Below are 18319 nucleotides of genomic sequence, written 5' to 3' on the forward strand. Positions count from 1 at the left end.
AGGGTGATCAGGATGGTACAACAGAAGGCAACGCAGCAGGTACGAAAAGCAATCATTCCTGCGGGCGGTCTAGGTACGAGGTTCCTGCCCGCAACAAAGGCACAGCCGAAGGAAATGCTGCCAATTATCGATAAGCCGGCCATTCAGTATATCGTAGAAGAAGCGGTCCAGTCTGGCATAGACAGCATCATTATCGTAAGCGGCCGTCATAAGCGCGCGATCGAAGATCATTTTGACAAATCTTATGAGCTGGAGAAGGAGCTGGAGGAACGCGGCAATGAAGAGATGCTCACGATTGTCCGGGATATCTCGCATCTGGCTGATATTTATTATGTCCGTCAGAAGGAGCCGCTGGGACTTGGACATGCGGTTCTTTGTGCGCGGCGTTTCATCGGAGATGAGCCGTTTGCGGTGCTGCTTGGTGATGACATCCTGCGTTCCGAACCTCCTTGCCTGCAGCAAATGATTGCTCAATATGAAGATACGGGTTCTTCCGTTGTTGCGATGATGGAAGTGCCATGGGATCAGACGCATAAATACGGGATTGCTGCTTTCGACGAAACCGATCCATCAAGAATTCGTGATCTGATCGAAAAACCTGCACCGGGACAGGCACCTTCCAATTGGGCAGTAGTCGGGCGGTACGTGCTTGATCCCGCAATCTTCGAACTTCTGGAGCATGCGAAGCCTGGTAAAGCAGGTGAAATTCAGCTGACAGACAGTTTGCAGCGGCTTAATCATATTTCTCCTATTCTGGCGCATCGCTTTACCGGCAAGCGTCATGATGTGGGGGATAAGCTTGGCTTCGTGAAGGCTACTATTGATTTCGCATTAGAGCGGGAAGATCTAGCTGATGAGATTAAAAAGTTTTTGCGTGAGCGGCTTATCTAGTCTAATATGGTACCAATTGGGGTAGGGAGTAAAATAGAACAAGGAGTAATAAGCTGGATCCTGCGAAAGTAGGACCGGCTTTTTTTGTGCTGAAAAGTGTTGGAGAAACTTTTTTTATTTTCCAGAAAGGAAAAATGGAGATCATTTATTATTTCATATAGAATAGATAAGAGATATAAGAGATGAATCTGGAGGAGAATGAAATTGTATTGCCATCATTGCGTTAGGGAGCATGATGCGGATGCCGTATACTGCAGCAGATGCGGCAGGCTGCTCGAGCCTGAAAAACGAAATATACAGCATGGGACTGAGGCGCAGACAGCGGCACTTGATGAATGGGATATGGCGAAGGATCAGGCCGGTCCTGCTCTCGAAACTAAGCAGCTGCCTGTACGAAAACTAGTTGGATTTATTCCCCTCTTCTTATTCATTGGTATTGCAGCGTTGCTGTTGTCCTATTATTTATATGAAGCTAGATTAAATGACCGTGTACTGGAATGGCAGGAATCTGCAAGGCAGGAGGCGCTTGCAGGCAAGTATGAAGAGGCGTTCAAACAGCTGAATAAAGCAGCTGATGCACGGCCCAATTTTAAACCGGTACAGGCGGATCTGAAGATTGTGGAAGAGGCCTTATCACTGGACCGTTCGATTACGGAAGTCGAGCAGAGGCTGAATAGTGATGATTTAGACGAGGCATCCACGATGCTCGAGCAGGTGAAGTCAAAGCTGCGCAGCCGGGAGGAAGCGGTTTTTGGCAACGTGCGGGAGCAAGTGGATAATTTGACTACTCGGGTAACGGTTCTGCAGGTTTCTGCTGAATTCGAACCGATGGAGAACATCGATGACCTTGCAAGGGAATACAATCAGGTGAAAAGCTTGACTGGTGATGAGGCGCTGGCGTTACGGCAAAAGATCGAGACAAAGATTGCTGATCTTAGCTATGCAGAAGCGGATTCCATGCGGAAGAAAAAGAATTTTACGGCTGCGATCACAGCAGCGCAAAAAGGATTGATCTACGCGTCAGACAATGAGAAGCTGACAAAGCTGTATGACCAAATTGTCGTGGAGAAGAAAAACTTCGAGCAGGCGGAGCAGCAACGGATTGAACAGGCCATGCAGAAGGCGGCTGAAGAGGATCTGCTTAATCAGACGGCAGCTGTAAAAGTAAAGCATATTAATGCAGAGCTTGATGCTTTGGGTGACTTTAATGTGACAGGGGAGCTGCTGAATGCGGCAACTCGGCCGATTTACTCCGTTTTGATCGAATATACGGTTCATGATTCAAAAGGAAAAGTGATTACAACCGGGAAGGTGGATGCGACTCCATCTTATATTGAGGCTGGAGAAACGTTCAGCTTTACCTTTGTTGTACATCATGTGCAGGATGAGAATGCAACAGTGGCCATTGATCATATGACATGGTATTTGGATTAGGTAGGGGAATTAATCATGAAAAAAGGAACATGGATTAGCCTCATCACGTCGTTGGCAATTCTTTGTGTGGGAGCGGGAGCAGCTGTATTCATCCACACCAAGGTGCCTAATCAGTTAAGCGGATTGCCTCTGCTTGCAGATGCCAATGCAGGAGCGCCAAAATCACTGAAGGATATTATTTACGCAACACAAAAGCTGGTTGTCATGATTGAAACAAAGGATGGAACACAAGGCTCAGGTTTTGTCTATAACGATAAAGGCGACCTGATTACGAATGCTCACGTCGTTGCTGGAGAGAGCAAAGTTACAGTGAAGACGGCAGATGCACGGGAGCTTGAGGGGGATGTCATTGGCATCAGCACGGAGACGGATGTAGCGGTAGTTCGTGTGCCCGGACTAGCTGGGGTTGAGCCGCTTGTTATGGTGAGGAAGGAAAAGGCTGAGATTGGTGATGAAGTTATTGCGATAGGCAGTCCACTGGGCTTCCAGAATACCGTTACAACAGGTATGGTAAGTGGTTTGGGCAGGAGCTTTGAGATCAAGCCATACACCTATAACGATTTGTACCAGATCTCCGCGCCAATTGCGCCGGGCAATAGTGGAGGACCACTCGTCGACAAGAAGACTGGGGAAGTGCTTGGTATCAATTCCGCCGGAATTGAGGAAAGCTCAATTGGATTTAGTATTCCGATCGTAAACGTACTTGATCTAGCTGAGGCATGGTCGAAAAATCCGATGAAGACGCTCCCCGAATGGAAGCCGGAAGAAGACGATAGTGCGGTCAAACAGGATGCTTCAATTACGGAGTATGCGGAATACTTGGTTACCCACTTCTACGATAGTTTGAATAACGCCGACTATGTATATGCTTACTCCTTGCTAGGCGGGAATTGGAAGCTTGGCACAAGCTACGAGTCATTCCGTCAAGGATACATGATGACTCGGAATGTGGTCATCGACAACATTCATGTCACTAAAGAAGGTGATGATGAAGCCACTGTAACGGCAATTATATCCGTTGATGAACGTTTAGACGGGGAATATCGGCTGAGCAAATATCAAGTAACCTACGATGTTGGCTACGAGAACGATCAGCTTAAGCTGATCAGTGGTAAAGGGAAAGCCATCAAGCAGGAAGAGGAAAAGGAAAAGAAATAACCCTGCGAAGGCGAAAAGAAAGGCCATTCCGATTGATGGAATGGCCTTTCTTGTGTTTCTGTAACTCGCGTGCTGCAGACTTGCGCCACTATCTCGGTTGTAAAGGCTGAAAACAGCCTTACAGCTCGGGTTGGATTACCTTATTCAATAAAATGATCAGCAATGTTCAAATGTGCAATGTCGGTCAGGTCTTGCGACAGTTCATCCTCGGAGCGGCCAGTTAAATTAAAAATCAGCTCGAGAGAGACGGTATCAAACCGCTGTACTTGGGCATTCAGGAAGTTCTGCGGGATCACACGGCCATTTAAGCGCAATAATGCTTGAATTGGTCCACCAAGTGGAATGCCGCTGACAGATGCGATTTGGCCATTAAACCCGAAACGTACGACGCCTGTTGCTTGAAGGGCATTTCGAATCGTCATTCCAAATCGGAAAGGTACCCTGTAGGAATTAGTTACGTTGGGGAAGAAACGTCCTCCGTTAATAACTACCGTTACAAATGCTGGCCCAGGGCCAGGAGGGAACGGAGGAAATGGCGGAAATGGTGGGAACGGCCCCGGCCCTGGTGGGAACGGTCCCGGCCCCGGCGGAAATGGCCCTGGCCCTGGCCCCGGTCCTGGCCCTGGTCCCGGTCCTGGCCCCGGTCCTGGCCCTGGTCCCGGTCCTGGCCCTGGCCCTGGCCCTGGTCCCGGTCCTGGCCCCGGTCCTGGCCCTGGTCCCGGTCCTGGCCCTGGCCCTGGCCCTGGTCCCGGTCCTGGCCCTGGTGGTGGGCCAGGCATAAACATGCGAGTGCCGCCGCAGCCGCAGTTACTAACAACGTTGTTGCTGCCTTTCCCTTCGATATACCTATAAGTATAGCTGCTCATGCGCTTTTGTCAGACTCCTTCGTATGACAGATTAGGCATTCATCCTCATCTATCTTATGCGGCGGATGCCTATCTGTGTGCACGATGCAGTTGAGGCTGACGATACTTTGCGACAAAGTTCATCCTAAATAAAACAAGGCTGCCCCATAAGGGACAGCCTTGTTGTTTGAGCGGTAATTATTTAACTGCTGCTTCGTAACGTTTGCCAACTTCAGCCCAGTTTACAACGTTCCAGAACGCTGCAATGTAATCAGGGCGTTTGTTTTGGTAGTTCAGGTAGTAAGCATGCTCCCAAACGTCCAGACCAAGTACAGGTGTTTCGCCTTCGAAGATCGGGCTGTCTTGGTTAGGCAGGCTCGATACTTTCAGTTTGCCGTCTTTAACAGACAGCCAAGCCCAGCCGCTGCCGAAGCGAGTTGTAGCTGCTTTAGCGAATTCAGCTTTGAATGCGTCGAAGCCGCCCAGTTCGCTTTCGATTGCTGCAGCAAGTGCGCCAGTAGGAGCGCCGCCGCCGTTTGGTCCGATTACTTCCCAGAACAGAGAGTGGTTAGCATGTCCGCCGCCATTGTTGCGAACAGCTGTTTTGATTGCGTCAGGAACGATTGCCAGGTTGTTAGCCAGCAGTTCTTCCAACGATTTGTCCTGCAGCTCAGGAGCGGATTCCAGAGCAGCATTCAGGTTTGTTACATAAGCGTTGTGATGACGACCGTGGTGGATTTCCATTGTCAGTGCGTCGATATGTGGTTCCAGTGCGTTTTTCTCGTAAGGCAATGCAGGTAATTGATGAGCCATAATTAACAGCCTCCCATAAATAGGTTATGTAAAACTCTTCTCATATTATCCCTTATCCGAGTGCATAAATCAACATTAAGGTTTCGAAAGTCGACTGTTTGAGGACAAAGACATACGAACCCTATCATTTCACGAAAGAGGAGGAAATATGCAAAAACATTAGAAAACGAGCCGTATTTTAAGAAAATGGCTAAAAAGTCCTTGTAAGCGCTTAAAATAAAGCGTTTTCAACGTTATTTCGCAAATTTCTTTAAAATTTTTAAGTTTTTTTTAAGATGAAAGAAGGATTTCGTTACAAAATGTCGTAAAATATATTAATGCAGCACTATGACAAGGTATAGAAGGTGTATAATTAATGAACGTTCGTTCCTTCCAGTTGTCTGACTACAGACCGCTTACTACACTCCTCGAGGATGTATTGTCTGAAGAGTGTTACGAACAAACGATGGAAGCTTTTGCTCGTCAATTGTCATGGGACAGTGAGCTTGTACTAGTCGCTGTCGAAGAGTCGGAAGTTGTTGGTATGATCATCGGTACGATCGATAATAACAAAGGTTATTATTATCGCATCGCTGTTCATGCAGAGTATCAACGTCAAGGAATTGGAAAAGCGCTTATACAAGCCTTACGGCAGCGCTTTGAACAACGCAACGTTTCCAAAATATTAATCACCGCCGACGAGCATAATGAACCGGTATTGCCGTTATATGAAGCGATGGGATATGCTTCGAACGACTTTTTCCGTTCATTCCAGAAATTAAGTATTGTAGCAGGCTAAGCAGCTTCGTCTCCACAGGACGGCGCAGCCATTACACTTGGCCGGCATTTTAGCACATATTGTGCAGGGCATATCTGCATCGCCATTGCTTTTGGCGGTCAGATATGCTTTTCTATTTAAAAGGACTATTGTTTGGAACATACGAATGCGGACTGATGGTAGACCGCGACCGTTTCACAATAAGTAAGGAGAGGCGTCATGGATATTTATAGGCACTGTGTTATCAAAAGCTTCAAGCACGATGGTCATATTCATCGAACATGGCTGCGCAACTACCTTGTGCCCACGGAACGGCTTGCACAGGTGCATCGGGATCATAATATCATTGTGCTTATAAATCGTCAGACGCCTATCTTGGAATCTGACGGCAAGCAATGGATCAGCCGTGTACCAGCGGTATCGTTTTTTATTCCCGGTGAATGGTTTAATGTTGTGGCTCTGCTTGAAGACAGCGGCATTCGTTACTATTGTAATATCGCATCTCCTCCTTATATGCAGGGGGATGTGCTTACCTATATCGATTATGATCTGGATGTGATTCGAACAACTGACGGTAACCGTTATGTTGTCGATCAAGATGAGTATCAGATGCACAAATTAGCTTACCATTATCCGCAGATGGTGGAGGACAAGGTACAGCAAGGCTTGTCCGCTCTTCTGAAACGAGTGGACGAGGGAGCGGTCCCGTTTCAGGATGAAATTGTCCAAGGCTACTATTCAGACTGGCATAACACCTGTGGGGAAAGTGAGGGGTAAGCCTGTGAGTGTATCCCCTTCGGAAATCAACGATAAGGCCGAGCAGAATACTCTTGATAACAAATCCCGCTGGATAAAAGAATTGCTGGAGTGGGGTAAGACCATTACGATTTCTTTTCTTATCGTTATGGTACTTCACCTGTTCGTCTTTAACCTGTCGACGGTAGAGGGCCATTCGATGGAGCCGACGCTTCAGGACAAGGAGTGGTTGTTCGTGAATAAGTTCGCCTATCTCGTTGGAAGTCCGAAGGTAGGGGATGTGGTGATCCTTGAGGATCCTTCTGATTATGGAGGGGACAAGGACTACTTAGTGAAGCGGGTTGTTGGAGTAGCTGGTGACCGTATCGAAATTTACAATAAAGAGCTTTATCGCAATGGGGTAAAAGTAACCGAGAAGTATACCGATGTTGAGATCGAGGATCTGGATTTTATGCCAGTTATCGTTCAGAAGGGTCAATACTTTGTCATGGGAGATAACCGTCACGCGAGAGCAAGCAAGGACAGCCGGATTTTTGGTACGGTACCGCGGTCGATGATTCATGGAAGAGCGGATTTTATCCTATGGCCTTTTAAGCAGGCGAGCGCACTATAAATGTAATTACGAAGTAAGAATTGCTTCGCAATTCTTTAAGCTAATGCTTTCGAAGTAAGAATTGCTTCGCAATTCTTTAAGCTGTTGCTTACGAAGTAAGAATTGCTTCGCAATTCTTTAAGCTAATGCTTTCGAAGTAAGAATTGCTTCGCAATTCTTTTTAGGAGATGGATCATGAAAGATGTAACGGTATACACGGACGGGGCCTGTTCCGGTAATCCGGGGCCTGGAGGCTGGGGAGCTGTACTGTTCTATGGAGCTCATCGGAAAGAAATATCCGGGGGAGAGAAGCACTCCACGAACAACCGGATGGAGATTCAGGCGGTTATAGAAGCTCTGAGTCTGCTGAAGGAGCCTTGCAAAGCCAAAGTATACAGTGACTCTGCCTATGTCGTTAATTGCTTCCAGAAGGGCTGGATTCATGGCTGGCTGCGTAACGGCTGGAAGAATAGCAAGAAAGAACCGGTTGAGAATCAGGATTTATGGCAAGTATTATGGGATCTGATGAAACGCCACCAAGTGGAGTACATCAAAGTCAAGGGGCATAGTGACAACGAGTGGAATAACCGCTGTGACGAGCTTGCCCGTGAAGCAATCAAACGATTGTAATAGGAATAAATAGGAGAGGAGCACGATACTGATGGACTGGGCGAAGTTAAAAGAGGACATTCGTAAAGCGGCGCCAAGCCTTGGTATCGATAAGATCGGCTTCGCTTCCGCAGATCCGTTTACTGAATTAAAAACGAGGCTGATCAGGCACCGGGAACTTGGCCGGGAATCAGGCTTCGAAGAGCCGGATTTGGACAAGCGGACAAATCCGGCTTTGCTGTTTGATAATCCTCAATCGATTATCGCCATTGCGGTTGCGTATCCGGCTAAGCTGCACAACCCGCCTAAGTCAGAGCCTGGCGCACGGCGCGGCATTTTATCGCGGTCTGCTTGGGGAGATGACTACCATAAGGTGCTTCGGGACAGGCTGGCGCGTCTGGAAGCCTGGTTGAAGGAGCATGTTCCGGGAGTGCGTGTGGAGAGTATGGTGGATACGGGGGCGTTATCGGACAGGGCAGTGGCCGAGCGGGCCGGTATTGGGTGGAGCGCTAAGAACTGCTCGATCTTAAGTGAGGATCTTGGATCTTGGATCTATCTCGGCGAGATGATTACGAATATTCCATTCCCGCCGGATTCGCCGGTAACAGAAGGCTGCGGCGAGTGTACGAAGTGTATCGACGCTTGCCCGACAGATGCGCTAGTTGGCCCAGGTCAGCTGGATTCACAGAAATGTATTTCTTTTGTTACGCAGACCAAAGGGTTCGTATCTGATGAGCTTATGCGTAAAATCGGCAACCGGTTATATGGCTGCGATACGTGCCAGACTGTCTGCCCGGTGAACCGGGGTAAGAACTGGACGCATCAGCCCGAGCTTCAGCCGGATCCTGAGCTTGTGAAGCCATTGCTTGTCCCACTGCTTACGATAGGTAATCGAGAGTTCAAGGAGCGCTATGCTTCTAGTTCCTCCGCTTGGCGGGGCAAGAAGCCGATTCAGCGTAACGCGCTTATTGGACTAGGTAACTTCAAGGAGAAAAGCGCCGTACCCGATCTGATCGGCGTCATGAAGGAAGATACAAGGCCGGTACTGCGTGGTACGGCAGCTTGGGCACTTAGCCGAATTGGCGGTGAGGATGCGTTGGACGCTTTGCGAGAAGCCCTGCCGAGTGAATCTGATGAAGAAGCAAGAGTTTATATAGAACGGGCGATTGCTAGTCTTGAGGCGGTACAGATTGGGACTAGTGATACGCCTTCGATCCCGCGTGAAAGCTAGGAAAATTTACTTCTGCGGGACGTTTGCGAATGCCCGCTTTACATGCTATTATAGTGGTCATTATAGACTATAGGCAGCAATGATAGAAAGGGTCGGGTGAATTATAATAATGTCGGCATGGAGCATCATTATTCCGATTGTAACGTTAATCGTAGGAGCTGTAGGCGGCTTCTTTATCGGGGTATTCTACCTGCGCAAGCAGCTTGAGAAAATGCAGAATGACCCTGAAATGATCCAAAAAATGGCTAAACAAATGGGCTACAACTTAAACAAGCAGCAAATGAATCGTGCACAGAATATGATGAAAAATCAGAAAATGCCACGAAAATAAAGTGCGGTTAGTTGGAAGTAGCCGGAGAGGTGGTTCGAAATGGCGGGGATGAAAGACTACGTCAATTCGGCGGTATCGCGCAACCGGGAGCAAATTGAGCATCATGTGAAAGAAATATTGAAGCTGGTTGGCGAAGACGTTGAAAGAGAAGGGCTCTTGGAGACACCGGCTCGTGTTACCCGGATGTATGAAGAGATTTTTGCAGGCTATGAGGTAGATCCGCGCGAAGTGCTAGGCGTCACCTTTGACGAGCAGCATGAAGAGCTTGTTATTGTCAAAGACATTGTTTATTACAGCCAATGCGAGCATCATATGGCGCCTTTCTTTGGGAAGGTGCATATCGGATATATTCCAAGCGGTAAAATCGCAGGTCTCAGCAAACTTGCAAGACTTGTTGAAGCGGTAACGAGAAGACTGCAGGTACAGGAACGGATTACTACGCAGATCGCTAATATCATGCAAGAAGTGCTGAAGCCACAAGGCGTGATGGTTGTTGTTGAAGGCGAGCATCTATGTATGTGCGCGCGCGGCGTGAAAAAGCCGGGCAGCAAGACGGTTACGTCGGCAGTCCGCGGTGTGTTCTCTGACAGTGCGCTTCGTTCGGAGTTTCTGACTCTGCTGAAGCAATAATAGAAGTGAATGAAAGAAAAGCCTCCTGTGCAGCAAGCGTGTATGATTCGCTTGTTGCACAGGAGGCTTTTTTGTATAAGTGCTGGATACGATTATAAGGTTTGAGATGATTCAGCGGATGAGTTTGATTCAGCTTCAGATTGGGCTTGGAACTGTTGATCCACTTGGCCTAAGAATAGGGCTGCGCGCTGAATATATTCAGTTGGTGAAGCTCGGAATAGCATTTCGTGTTGACCGTTTGGTACGATCCACGAACGGGACAGTGGATTCGACTGACCAGCTGCGATTTGCTCTGCTAACTGATAAGGCGCCTTTGCGTCATTCGTACCATGCATAATGTAAAGCGGTATATTAAAGGATTTCGCTAATATTTGTTTGACAGGTACCTGCTTCAAATTCGCACCTGACCAAATCGGCAGCAGAGTCTCGATCAGTGGCATAGACGGGAACTTAGGAAGCGGCAGGATTTGCGTTACGTTATGGAACATCGTATCTGAGCTGGCAAGAAAAGTGCTGTCCAGAATCATGGCATCAATGTCATTAGTTTGGAGTGCCGCTTGGAGCGCTGTTCCAGCACCCATCGAGAAGCCCCAAACAACGATCTCTTGTGCTCCACGGGATTTGGCAAAATTAATCATGGCAAGCAGCTGCTGTGATTCTTCAATGCCTCCGGTTGCTGGAGCTTTGTACTTCTGGGAAGCATATCCGTAGTCAAAAAGTACCACATTATAGTGAAGCCCATGCAATAGCTTTGTTAGATCATACATCGGTACCCAGCTTTCCTCCCGGTTCGCGCCATAACCATGGCTGAAAATAACGGTCCGTTCCGAGGATTGGGTCGAGCTTGCCAGGACAGCGTCTGAATCATTGTCCGCAGCAGGGACATACCAGCCGCTGACGGTGGTCTTACCACTTACACTAGGTAACAATATATCTTCATAATCGAGGCCAACTGCGGCCTTCGGATTGGATGTGAGTGGTGCAACATAGGGATAAGTCAGCATCCATGCGATATATCCGTAAAAGACGAGAACAAGCAGCAAACATAGCGCAGTAAAAGATGCAACCAGCGCGATGAAGAAATGCTTGCGGGTCTTCGCTTTTGGTCTTTGTTTCTGCAGTCCGCCTTCGAGAAGAGGAAAAGGCTGCAAGGATTGAGGAAAGCCGGTTTCAAGCGGCATCGGTGTCATAATAGTTGTGCTCATCGCAGTGTCCCTCCCCACAAAACTAAAAACTATGTAAGCGCTTATACGCCTCTAGTACTTTTATCGTAGACCCGTAGGGTGAGCCTGTCAATTGATGTCGATATAATGTTAAACATTTGTAATCAGGCTGTAATGAAGGAACATATCTTTACCATTCTCGCATTAGTAAGGTATACTAGATGATAATAAGTTTCATTGTACGGAACTAGATTTACGGCAAAAGGAGGACGGACTTCATGGAAGAAGGCAAAGCAAATGTACGGGCAGTTGAGCGGGCGCTGGATATATTGCTATGTTTTACGGCGGGAACGGATCTGGCGATGACAGAGATCGCAGAGAAGGTCGGTCTGCATAAAAGTACCGTCCACCGTATGCTGGCTACGCTGGAGGATCGGGGTTTTCTAGAGCGGGATCCTTCGTCGGAGCGGTATCATCTTGGAATGCGGATGTGGGAGCTGTCGGCGCATTTATCCCGTTCGGATGATCAAGCTGTTATTTGGCAGCCAGAGATGGAGCGCTTGCGTGACCGGTTAGGAGAGACGGTAAGTATTTATGTGCGTGACGGCTCAGAACGCGTTCGGATTCAAGCCGTGCAGAGTAATCAGCCAGTTCGTCGGGTTGCCCCGGTAGGTGCCAGACTTCCACTGTATGCCGGTGCTTCCAGTAAAGTATTGATTGCTTACTCAGACCGTTTCGTGCAAGAGCAGATTTTTGGCGACCCAGCATGGTTGTTAACCATCGACCTGGATCAATATAAGCAGCAGCTTGAGGAAATCGTAGAGCAGGGCTACGCAACGAGCTTCGAGGAGCGGGAGCCGGGTGTGGCGGCTTTGTCTGCGCCAATCTTTAACCGGCATGGCCAAGTGGCAGCAGCGTTATCTGTGTCTGGACCTGCAAGCCGGTTAACGATGGAGAGTATGCGTGAATATTCACCTGTCTTGATCGAATACGCGAAACGTATGGGGACGATGATAAAGTGACGGTTAAAGTAGACGTTAAGGGGCAACTGCGCATTCGAATGTTCTTCCGATCGCCATTGCTCAGGGATTCCTTGGAACAATTCCAATGGGAATGGAATCCCTGAGCAAAAGCGAACGCTTCGCTTCTCCAGAATCATTCGAATTGCTCCGTTTGCCATTAACCTAACTTTAAAGAGTGGAAGAAATAGAAACAACAAAAAGCGACTGTGCGGGCTAAGCCTAGCACAGTCGCTTTTTTGCAAAATTACATGATCTGGCGCAGTACGGTTTGAAGGATACCGCCGTTGCKGTAGTAGTCGACGTCGACCATGGAGTCGAGTCGTACGGTTGTACTGAATTCGGTTACTTTGCCGTCCTCATCGGTGGCTTTGACGCTTATCTTTTGCCCCGGCTTCACGTCATTCGACAGCCCGGAAATATCAATCGTCTCGCGGCCGGTCAGGCCAAGGGATTTCCAGCTTTGACCTTCCATGAACTGCAGGGGAAGGACACCCATACCTACAAGGTTCGATCGGTGAATCCGTTCAAAGCTCTCGGCGATGACGGCTTTTACACCAAGCAGGTAAGTACCTTTAGCTGCCCAGTCGCGGGAGCTGCCCGTTCCGTATTCTTTGCCGGCGATAACGACAAGGTTGGTGCCATCATCCTGATACTTCATGGAAGCATCATAGATAGACATCACTTCATTCGTTGGCAGGTATGTGGTCACACCGCCTTCTGTTCCCGGGGCCACCTGATTGCGAATCCGGATATTGGCGAACGTACCACGCATCATGACCTCGTGATTGCCGCGGCGGGAGCCGTAAGAGTTAAAGTCAACCTTGTCCACGTTATGATCGGTCAAATAGGTGCCGGCTGGGCTGTCAGTCTTAATATTACCCGCAGGTGAAATATGGTCGGTTGTCACTGAATCGCCAAGCAGGGCGAGGATCTTCGATGCTGGAATATCAACGATGTCGGCAATATCTGCACCCAAATCCTCAAAGAATGGTGGATTCTGGATATAAGTTGAATCCGGATCCCATTCGTAGCTTTCACCTTTTGGAACCTCGATCGCGTTCCAGCGGTCATTTTGTGTGAAAACGTTGGCGTATTTGTCACGGAACATTTCCGGACGGAGCGAGGCCTTAATTGCTTCATGCACCTCTTGATTTGTTGGCCAAATATCCTTCAGATAGACCGGCTTGCCGTCGGAGCCTAGCCCGATTGGATCCTTCGACAGGTCGATATTAACCGTGCCTGCTAATGCATAGGAAACAACAAGCGGCGGGGACGCCAGATAGTTCGCTTTAATCTGAGCATGGATTCTGCCCTCAAAGTTTCGGTTACCGGACAATACGGCGGATACGGTCATATCGTTATCGGCTATCGCTTTGCTGACCTCGTCAGGGAGAGGACCGGAGTTGCCGATACAAGTGCCGCAGCCATAACCAGTCACATGGAAGCCAAGCGCCTCAAGTGGTTCCATCAGACCAGCGCGGTTGAAATACTCGGTTACAACAAGTGACCCGGGTGTTAGTGATGTTTTGACATAAGCAGGAACTTTTAGGCCACGCTCGACGGCCTTCTTGGCAACAAGTCCGGCGCCAAGCATAACACTTGGGTTTGAGGTGTTCGTACAGCTTGTAATAGCGGCGATTACGACGGCACCGGTGCTCATCTCGCTGACCCGTCCGTCTTTGTGATGTACTTCTACTTTCTGCTTAATGTTCTCTTCGCTAAGACCATAGCCGCCCTTCTCAAGAGGAGTATTAATAATGTCATTAAACGCCTCTTTCAGATGGGTAAGCTCTACGCGGTCCTGCGGCCGTTTGGGCCCAGCGAGAGAAGGGACAACACTCGATAAATCAAGCTCCAGCGTATCCGAAAATACAGGATCTGGTGTCTCATCGGTTCGGAACATATCCTGCGCTTTATAATACGCTTTTACCAATTCAATCTGCGCCTCATCCCGGCCGGTATCACGAAGGAAGCGGAGTGCCTCTTCATCTACAGGGAAAAAGCCGATTGTCGCGCCATATTCCGGTGACATGTTGGCCACAGTAGCACGGTCTGGCAAGCTGATATTGGACAGCCCTGGTCCAAAAAACTCGACAAACTTGCCTACAACACCTTTCTTACGCAGCATTTGCGTTACGGTCAGGGCAAGGTCGGTAGCGGTCGAGCCTTCTGCAAGGCTGCCTGTCAGCTTGAAGCCAATAACCTCTGGCATGACGAAATAGAGCGGCTGTCCAAGCATCCCAGCTTCTGCCTCAATACCGCCTACACCCCAGCCTACAACACCTAAGCCGTTTATCATCGTGGTGTGAGAGTCCGTGCCGACAAGCGAATCTGGGAACACGAGGGTGTCCTCTCCGATCTGTTTGGTCGCTGCCACAGATGCTAAGTACTCCAAATTCACCTGATGCACGATACCTGTGCCGGGAGGTACCGCACGGAAATTATCAAAGGCTGTCTGCGCCCAGCGAAGGAAGCGGTACCGCTCGCCATTACGCTTGAATTCAAGCTTGGTGTTGTATTCAAGAGCTTCTGGTGTACCAAACGTATCGATCATGATGGAGTGGTCAATGACAAGGTCAACCGGTACTAGCGGATTGATCTTCTTCGGATCTCCGCCTACACGTTTTACCGTATCACGCATCGCAGCCAGATCTACGACGACTGGAACACCGGTGAAATCCTGAAGGACAATACGCGCTGGAATAAAAGGAATCTCCTTATCGACCCGGCCATTCGCCCAAGCGGCAATCTGCTTTACATGCTCCTCTGTTATCGCCCGTCCGTCAAATTGGCGAACAGCCGCTTCAAGGAGTACTTTGATAGAGAAGGGGAGCTTAGAAACTGGGCCCAGCCCTTGCTTCTCCAGCTCTGCAATTGGGTAATACACATAGGTTTTGCCGGCAGCATCCAGCGTACTGCGCTGTGCAAAAGGGTTGTTCGTGGACATACGTTTCTGTTCCTCCTCAAAAGTTTACGAAGTAAACTTTACTTCGAAAGCATTAGCTCAAAAGTTTACGAAGTAAACTTCACTTCGAAAGCATTAGCTCAAAAGTTTACGAAGTAAACTTCACTTCGAAAGCATACGCTTAAGTTTACGAAGTAAACTTCACTTCATTAGCATCCTTTGCCGTTTACCTCAAGTAGTGTTCCCAAGCCCTGTGGTGATTGTTACATGAAATTATACATTTGCTCATATAATGAACCAGCAAATACAGGAATGGGAGGGGTAGCCATGTCTACGCGATCGGATCGTCCAAGGAATCGTGCCGACAGGCAGCGGTCAAACAAAGCTTTTCTGCTCCAGCCGGCGGCGGTGCGTACCGTCCAGCCATCCAGTCCAGCGGATTCTCAGGAGAGACATCCGTTTGAGGTGCCTAAAACAGCCGTGCGTGAGCAGCCCGGCAATCTGACGTTGTCGTCGTTAAGTGAGCTACCCGTCCAATCCACCCATCCAAAGTCTGCCCAGCCTTCTGCCGGACATACTGCTGAGAGGCCAGCCCGCCAAAAGCTTTCTTCCTTGCTTCGTTCCTCGGATCAGGAAGGAGCAAAGAAGAGAGAGGCCTCTGGTGAATGGAAAACGGCCATTTCGAAATATGTGAACTTATATAATAAGGCTGAGACGGATCAGCATTTTGCTGCCCTTGATGATTATATAGACGATAAAGATCACTGCTCACGACTTCGTTATCGACTCGAAAGATTACGGGAAAGAGATTTGTATCGCGGTGTGCTGCCAGCAAGAGGCGAGACAAAGGCTGATCTGATAAGGGTGAATGAATCCCCAACAGAAGTATCCGTACTTGTGAAGCTTCATATCAAAAGGCAGATGGAGCAGTCGGGCCTGTTCTATTTGGAGGAGAGAACCGAATTCGAGCGGTTATGGCTGAATTTCACAGGAGAAGCCTGGCGTATTTTCCGAGTTGAGCCTGTCATTGCCGAGCGAAGACCACGATTTGGAATGTCGGAATATACAGGTGCAGTCGAAGAGGAAGTGCTGGATCAGACGCGGGAAGCATCGGTCTTCCGGTCTACACCATTTCTGAATCTTGACCAGTATCCACAGCTGAAGCAGCGGGTGAAAGGAATTCCATACCGACGTGAAATGGCAGCTGCTTATGCCGACAGATGGTGGAATGAAGGTAATCCAGCCTATGAAGAATTTGAAGTGAACTGTACCAACTATATTTCCCAGTGTCTCTTTGCAGGCCACGCACCTATGAACTATACTGGTAAAAGAGAAAGCGGCTGGTGGTACAAAGGCCGAAATGGCGGCAAAGAATGGTGGAGCTACAGCTGGGCAGTGTCCAATGCGCTCACCAATTATTTATCCGGCAAGCGAAGCTCTGGCCTGCATGCAACGGTTGTTCAATCGGTGGAGGAACTGCAGCTTGGCGATGTCATTACGTATGATTGGAACGGGGATAATAGGTACCAGCACAGCACAATTATTACGGCCTTCGATGCGGCGGGTATGCCGCTCGTTAATGCGAACACGGTTCCGAGCCGGCATCGCTTCTGGGATTATCGTGATTCCTATGCTTGGACAGAACAAACGAGATATCGTTTTTTTCATATAGCGGACCACTTCTAAAATTGATCATACCGGAGGATACCTAATGGGGAAGAAAGTACACTTAGGGTTGATTTATGGAGGGAAGTCGGGAGAGCATGACGTATCGCTGCAGACGGCATTTGCAGTAATGGGTGAGCTCGATTACGCGAAATATGAAATAACACCTTTTTATATTACAAAGCTTGGCGAATGGAGAGTAGGGCAGGTAGCTGGAAGCCAGCCGGCGGCAATTGATGAGCTCCGGCTCCTGCCTCCTGATGGTTCACAGCTACCTGCAACTCCAGCATTCCCGCTCACTCCATTGCTTGGCAGTCTAGCTGGCGGGAGTGCTGCGGCAGGAATTGATGTTGTTTTCCCGCTGCTTCATGGCACTTTCGGGGAAGACGGGACCATACAAGGAATGCTGGAGATTGCGAACATACCATATGTCGGGGCAGGTGTTTTAGCTTCCTCTGTCGGGATGGACAAGATTACAATGAAGAAAGTATTCGCCTACGAGGGTCTGCCGCAGTGCGTATTCCGTTATTTCAACCGGGCGCAGTGGGAGAAGGACGCCTCCTTTTTTATTATGGAATGTGAGGTAGCGTTAGGGTATCCCTGCTTCGTGAAGCCTTCTAATCTCGGATCCAGCGTAGGAATATCTAAAGCGAAGAACCGCGAGGAGCTTATTGCTGCCATAGATTTTGCCTTTCGGTTCGACCGTAAGGTCATTGTTGAAGAATTTGTTGATGCAAGGGAGATTGAGGTCAGCGTACTTGGTAACGAAGAACCGAAGGCATCCGTACCGGGTGAAATTGCGCCTTCCAATGAGTTTTACGATTATAAGGCGAAGTACGTAGATGGCAAATCAACGATTCATATCCCAGCGAATATCCCGAACAATAAGGCAGAAGTCATACGAGATATGGCGATCCGTGCATTTCTCGCGATTGACGGGTCGGGGCTGTCCCGCGTAGACTTTTTCTTAAGAAAAACAGATGGGCAGCTATTCATAAATGAAGTGAATACGATGCCGGGCTTTACGCCAATCAGTATGTACCCGCTTATGTGGAAGGAATCAGGCCTGCCTTATCGCGATCTGCTCGATAAGCTGATCGAGCTTGCTCTGAAGCGTTACGCGGATAAGCAAACGATTGATTACGGCGGTTGCGGCAATGGAGGTCCCTAATTCTAGAGGAAGGAGGAGATTATAATGGGTTTTGCAACAGAGTTTAATTCCGTGTGTAAATTCAAATCGGAGCAAGAGTTGTATGAATTGCTTGAATACGGTAGGGGCAAAATGGTGAAGAGCGGGTTCCGCGTCTTCCCAACCGGCCAGAAAGTAATCGCATATACACCTAATAACGAAGCGATTGCGATCGTTCGCGTCCTAGCCTCGATTGCGGAAATTAATTTCCAAGGCGAAGAAGTGACGGAAGTGGAGATGGAGCTGGTGCGCAAGCTGAACGAAGAGGAAGCGCGCATTCAGACGGCTCTCGCCTACGAGATGTTTTTCGGAGAGAGGGTATAATTCA

At 48.7% G+C, this 18319-nt stretch carries 19 protein-coding genes; 15 read left to right on the plus strand and 4 right to left on the minus strand.

Going from position 1 to position 18319, the window contains the following annotated elements; translation table 11 throughout:
• Window positions 1-12: 12 nt before the first annotated feature.
• The 3 genes from galU to AB4Y93_RS17895 all read left to right on the plus strand — a co-directional run bounded on the left by galU (window position 13) and on the right by AB4Y93_RS17895 (window position 3483).
• Window positions 13-891 (plus strand): UTP--glucose-1-phosphate uridylyltransferase GalU, encoded by an 879-nt coding sequence (gene galU, locus AB4Y93_RS17885; RefSeq protein ID WP_441894225.1) that lies wholly within the window; start codon window positions 13-15, stop codon window positions 889-891.
• 198 nt (window positions 892-1089) lie between these two features.
• The gene (locus AB4Y93_RS17890) at window positions 1090-2325 is read left to right on the plus strand and encodes an FxLYD domain-containing protein (protein ID WP_441894226.1); all 1236 of its coding nucleotides are present in this window, start codon (window positions 1090-1092) and stop codon (window positions 2323-2325) included.
• A gap of 15 nt (window positions 2326-2340) precedes the next feature.
• Window positions 2341-3483 carry a S1C family serine protease gene (locus AB4Y93_RS17895; RefSeq protein WP_441894227.1) on the plus strand — a complete coding sequence of 381 codons (1143 nt, stop codon included), beginning with the start codon at window positions 2341-2343 and terminating at the stop codon, window positions 3481-3483.
• A gap of 140 nt (window positions 3484-3623) precedes the next feature.
• Here AB4Y93_RS17895 and AB4Y93_RS17900 read toward each other — a convergent pair whose 3' ends face one another.
• Window positions 3624-3905 (minus strand): hypothetical protein, encoded by a 282-nt coding sequence (locus tag AB4Y93_RS17900; RefSeq protein WP_441894228.1) that lies wholly within the window; start codon window positions 3903-3905, stop codon window positions 3624-3626.
• Between the two features lie 110 nt (window positions 3906-4015).
• Between AB4Y93_RS17900 and AB4Y93_RS17905 the strand changes: the two genes are divergently transcribed.
• On the plus strand, window positions 4016-4264 hold the full coding sequence (locus AB4Y93_RS17905) for a hypothetical protein (RefSeq protein WP_441894229.1): 249 nt from the start codon (window positions 4016-4018) through the stop codon (window positions 4262-4264).
• A 262-nt stretch (window positions 4265-4526) separates the two neighbouring features.
• On the opposite strand, the gene AB4Y93_RS17910 is transcribed toward AB4Y93_RS17905, so the two are convergent.
• Window positions 4527-5141, minus strand: coding sequence for a superoxide dismutase (locus tag AB4Y93_RS17910; protein WP_167278752.1), 615 nt, complete (start codon window positions 5139-5141; stop codon window positions 4527-4529).
• A gap of 355 nt (window positions 5142-5496) precedes the next feature.
• Here AB4Y93_RS17910 and AB4Y93_RS17915 point away from each other — a divergent pair, with 355 nt between their 5' ends.
• The 7 genes from AB4Y93_RS17915 (at window position 5497) to folE (ending at window position 10047) form a co-directional block, all read left to right on the plus strand.
• The gene (locus AB4Y93_RS17915; protein ID WP_167278753.1) at window positions 5497-5919 is read left to right on the plus strand and encodes a GNAT family N-acetyltransferase; all 423 of its coding nucleotides are present in this window, start codon (window positions 5497-5499) and stop codon (window positions 5917-5919) included.
• A 198-nt stretch (window positions 5920-6117) separates the two neighbouring features.
• Window positions 6118-6675, plus strand: coding sequence for a DUF402 domain-containing protein (locus AB4Y93_RS17920; protein ID WP_441894230.1), 558 nt, complete (start codon window positions 6118-6120; stop codon window positions 6673-6675).
• 4 nt (window positions 6676-6679) lie between these two features.
• Window positions 6680-7267, plus strand: a complete 588-nt coding sequence (gene lepB / locus AB4Y93_RS17925) for a signal peptidase I (RefSeq protein WP_441894231.1) — start codon at window positions 6680-6682, stop codon at window positions 7265-7267.
• A 174-nt stretch (window positions 7268-7441) separates the two neighbouring features.
• Window positions 7442-7876, plus strand: a complete 435-nt coding sequence (rnhA, locus tag AB4Y93_RS17930; protein WP_167278756.1) for a ribonuclease HI — start codon at window positions 7442-7444, stop codon at window positions 7874-7876.
• A gap of 31 nt (window positions 7877-7907) precedes the next feature.
• Entirely contained in the window at window positions 7908-9086 is a 1179-nt protein-coding gene (gene queG, locus AB4Y93_RS17935; RefSeq protein WP_441894232.1) for a tRNA epoxyqueuosine(34) reductase QueG, read from the plus strand.
• 109 nt (window positions 9087-9195) lie between these two features.
• Window positions 9196-9417 carry a YneF family protein gene (locus AB4Y93_RS17940; RefSeq protein WP_167278758.1) on the plus strand — a complete coding sequence of 74 codons (222 nt, stop codon included), beginning with the start codon at window positions 9196-9198 and terminating at the stop codon, window positions 9415-9417.
• Window positions 9418-9456: 39 nt separating this feature from the next.
• Window positions 9457-10047 carry a GTP cyclohydrolase I FolE gene (gene folE / locus AB4Y93_RS17945; protein WP_167278759.1) on the plus strand — a complete coding sequence of 197 codons (591 nt, stop codon included), beginning with the start codon at window positions 9457-9459 and terminating at the stop codon, window positions 10045-10047.
• A 92-nt stretch (window positions 10048-10139) separates the two neighbouring features.
• Here the strand turns inward: folE and AB4Y93_RS17950 are convergent, their stop codons facing one another.
• Window positions 10140-11252, minus strand: a complete 1113-nt coding sequence (locus AB4Y93_RS17950) for an alpha/beta hydrolase (RefSeq protein ID WP_441894233.1) — start codon at window positions 11250-11252, stop codon at window positions 10140-10142.
• A gap of 236 nt (window positions 11253-11488) precedes the next feature.
• On the opposite strand from AB4Y93_RS17950, the gene AB4Y93_RS17955 reads away from it, so the two are divergent.
• On the plus strand, window positions 11489-12232 hold the full coding sequence (locus tag AB4Y93_RS17955) for an IclR family transcriptional regulator (protein ID WP_441894234.1): 744 nt from the start codon (window positions 11489-11491) through the stop codon (window positions 12230-12232).
• A gap of 244 nt (window positions 12233-12476) precedes the next feature.
• Here AB4Y93_RS17955 and acnA read toward each other — a convergent pair whose 3' ends face one another.
• A complete protein-coding gene (gene acnA / locus AB4Y93_RS17960; RefSeq protein WP_441894235.1) occupies window positions 12477-15179 on the minus strand; it encodes an aconitate hydratase AcnA in 2703 nt (900 codons plus the stop codon).
• Between the two features lie 285 nt (window positions 15180-15464).
• Here acnA and AB4Y93_RS17965 point away from each other — a divergent pair, with 285 nt between their 5' ends.
• The 3 genes from AB4Y93_RS17965 to AB4Y93_RS17975 are packed head-to-tail and all read left to right on the plus strand — an operon-like array spanning window position 15465 to window position 18315.
• Complete coding sequence (locus tag AB4Y93_RS17965; protein ID WP_441894236.1) at window positions 15465-16823, plus strand: amidase domain-containing protein; 1359 nt, start codon at window positions 15465-15467, stop codon at window positions 16821-16823.
• Between the two features lie 25 nt (window positions 16824-16848).
• Window positions 16849-17973, plus strand: coding sequence for a D-alanine--D-alanine ligase (locus AB4Y93_RS17970; RefSeq protein ID WP_441894237.1), 1125 nt, complete (start codon window positions 16849-16851; stop codon window positions 17971-17973).
• 24 nt (window positions 17974-17997) lie between these two features.
• On the plus strand, window positions 17998-18315 hold the full coding sequence (locus AB4Y93_RS17975) for a hypothetical protein (RefSeq protein WP_167278765.1): 318 nt from the start codon (window positions 17998-18000) through the stop codon (window positions 18313-18315).
• Window positions 18316-18319: the final 4 nt, after the last annotated feature.

The organism is Paenibacillus sp. YAF4_2, from assembly GCF_052113225.1.
Lineage (GTDB): Bacteria > Bacillota > Bacilli > Paenibacillales > Paenibacillaceae > Pristimantibacillus.

Bases quoted from the DNA above. Each gene is read 5' to 3' on its own strand.
- AB4Y93_RS17900 (WP_441894228.1), bottom strand. From the start codon at position 3,905: ATGACGATTCGAAATGCCCTTCAAGCAACAGGCGTCGTACGTTTCGGG.
- AB4Y93_RS17940 (WP_167278758.1), top strand. From the start codon at position 9,196: ATGTCGGCATGGAGCATCATTATTCCGATTGTAACGTTAATCGTAGGA.
- galU (WP_441894225.1), top strand. From the start codon at position 13: ATGGTACAACAGAAGGCAACGCAGCAGGTACGAAAAGCAATCATTCCT.
- AB4Y93_RS17975 (WP_167278765.1), top strand. From the start codon at position 17,998: ATGGGTTTTGCAACAGAGTTTAATTCCGTGTGTAAATTCAAATCGGAG.
- AB4Y93_RS17915 (WP_167278753.1), top strand. From the start codon at position 5,497: ATGAACGTTCGTTCCTTCCAGTTGTCTGACTACAGACCGCTTACTACA.
- AB4Y93_RS17920 (WP_441894230.1), top strand. From the start codon at position 6,118: ATGGATATTTATAGGCACTGTGTTATCAAAAGCTTCAAGCACGATGGT.
- AB4Y93_RS17890 (WP_441894226.1), top strand. From the start codon at position 1,090: ATGAAATTGTATTGCCATCATTGCGTTAGGGAGCATGATGCGGATGCC.
- folE (WP_167278759.1), top strand. From the start codon at position 9,457: ATGGCGGGGATGAAAGACTACGTCAATTCGGCGGTATCGCGCAACCGG.
- AB4Y93_RS17910 (WP_167278752.1), bottom strand. From the start codon at position 5,141: ATGGCTCATCAATTACCTGCATTGCCTTACGAGAAAAACGCACTGGAA.
- queG (WP_441894232.1), top strand. From the start codon at position 7,908: ATGGACTGGGCGAAGTTAAAAGAGGACATTCGTAAAGCGGCGCCAAGC.
- AB4Y93_RS17905 (WP_441894229.1), top strand. From the start codon at position 4,016: ATGGCGGAAATGGTGGGAACGGCCCCGGCCCTGGTGGGAACGGTCCCG.
- AB4Y93_RS17950 (WP_441894233.1), bottom strand. From the start codon at position 11,252: ATGAGCACAACTATTATGACACCGATGCCGCTTGAAACCGGCTTTCCT.
- AB4Y93_RS17955 (WP_441894234.1), top strand. From the start codon at position 11,489: ATGGAAGAAGGCAAAGCAAATGTACGGGCAGTTGAGCGGGCGCTGGAT.
- AB4Y93_RS17895 (WP_441894227.1), top strand. From the start codon at position 2,341: ATGAAAAAAGGAACATGGATTAGCCTCATCACGTCGTTGGCAATTCTT.
- rnhA (WP_167278756.1), top strand. From the start codon at position 7,442: ATGAAAGATGTAACGGTATACACGGACGGGGCCTGTTCCGGTAATCCG.
- AB4Y93_RS17965 (WP_441894236.1), top strand. From the start codon at position 15,465: ATGTCTACGCGATCGGATCGTCCAAGGAATCGTGCCGACAGGCAGCGG.
- AB4Y93_RS17970 (WP_441894237.1), top strand. From the start codon at position 16,849: ATGGGGAAGAAAGTACACTTAGGGTTGATTTATGGAGGGAAGTCGGGA.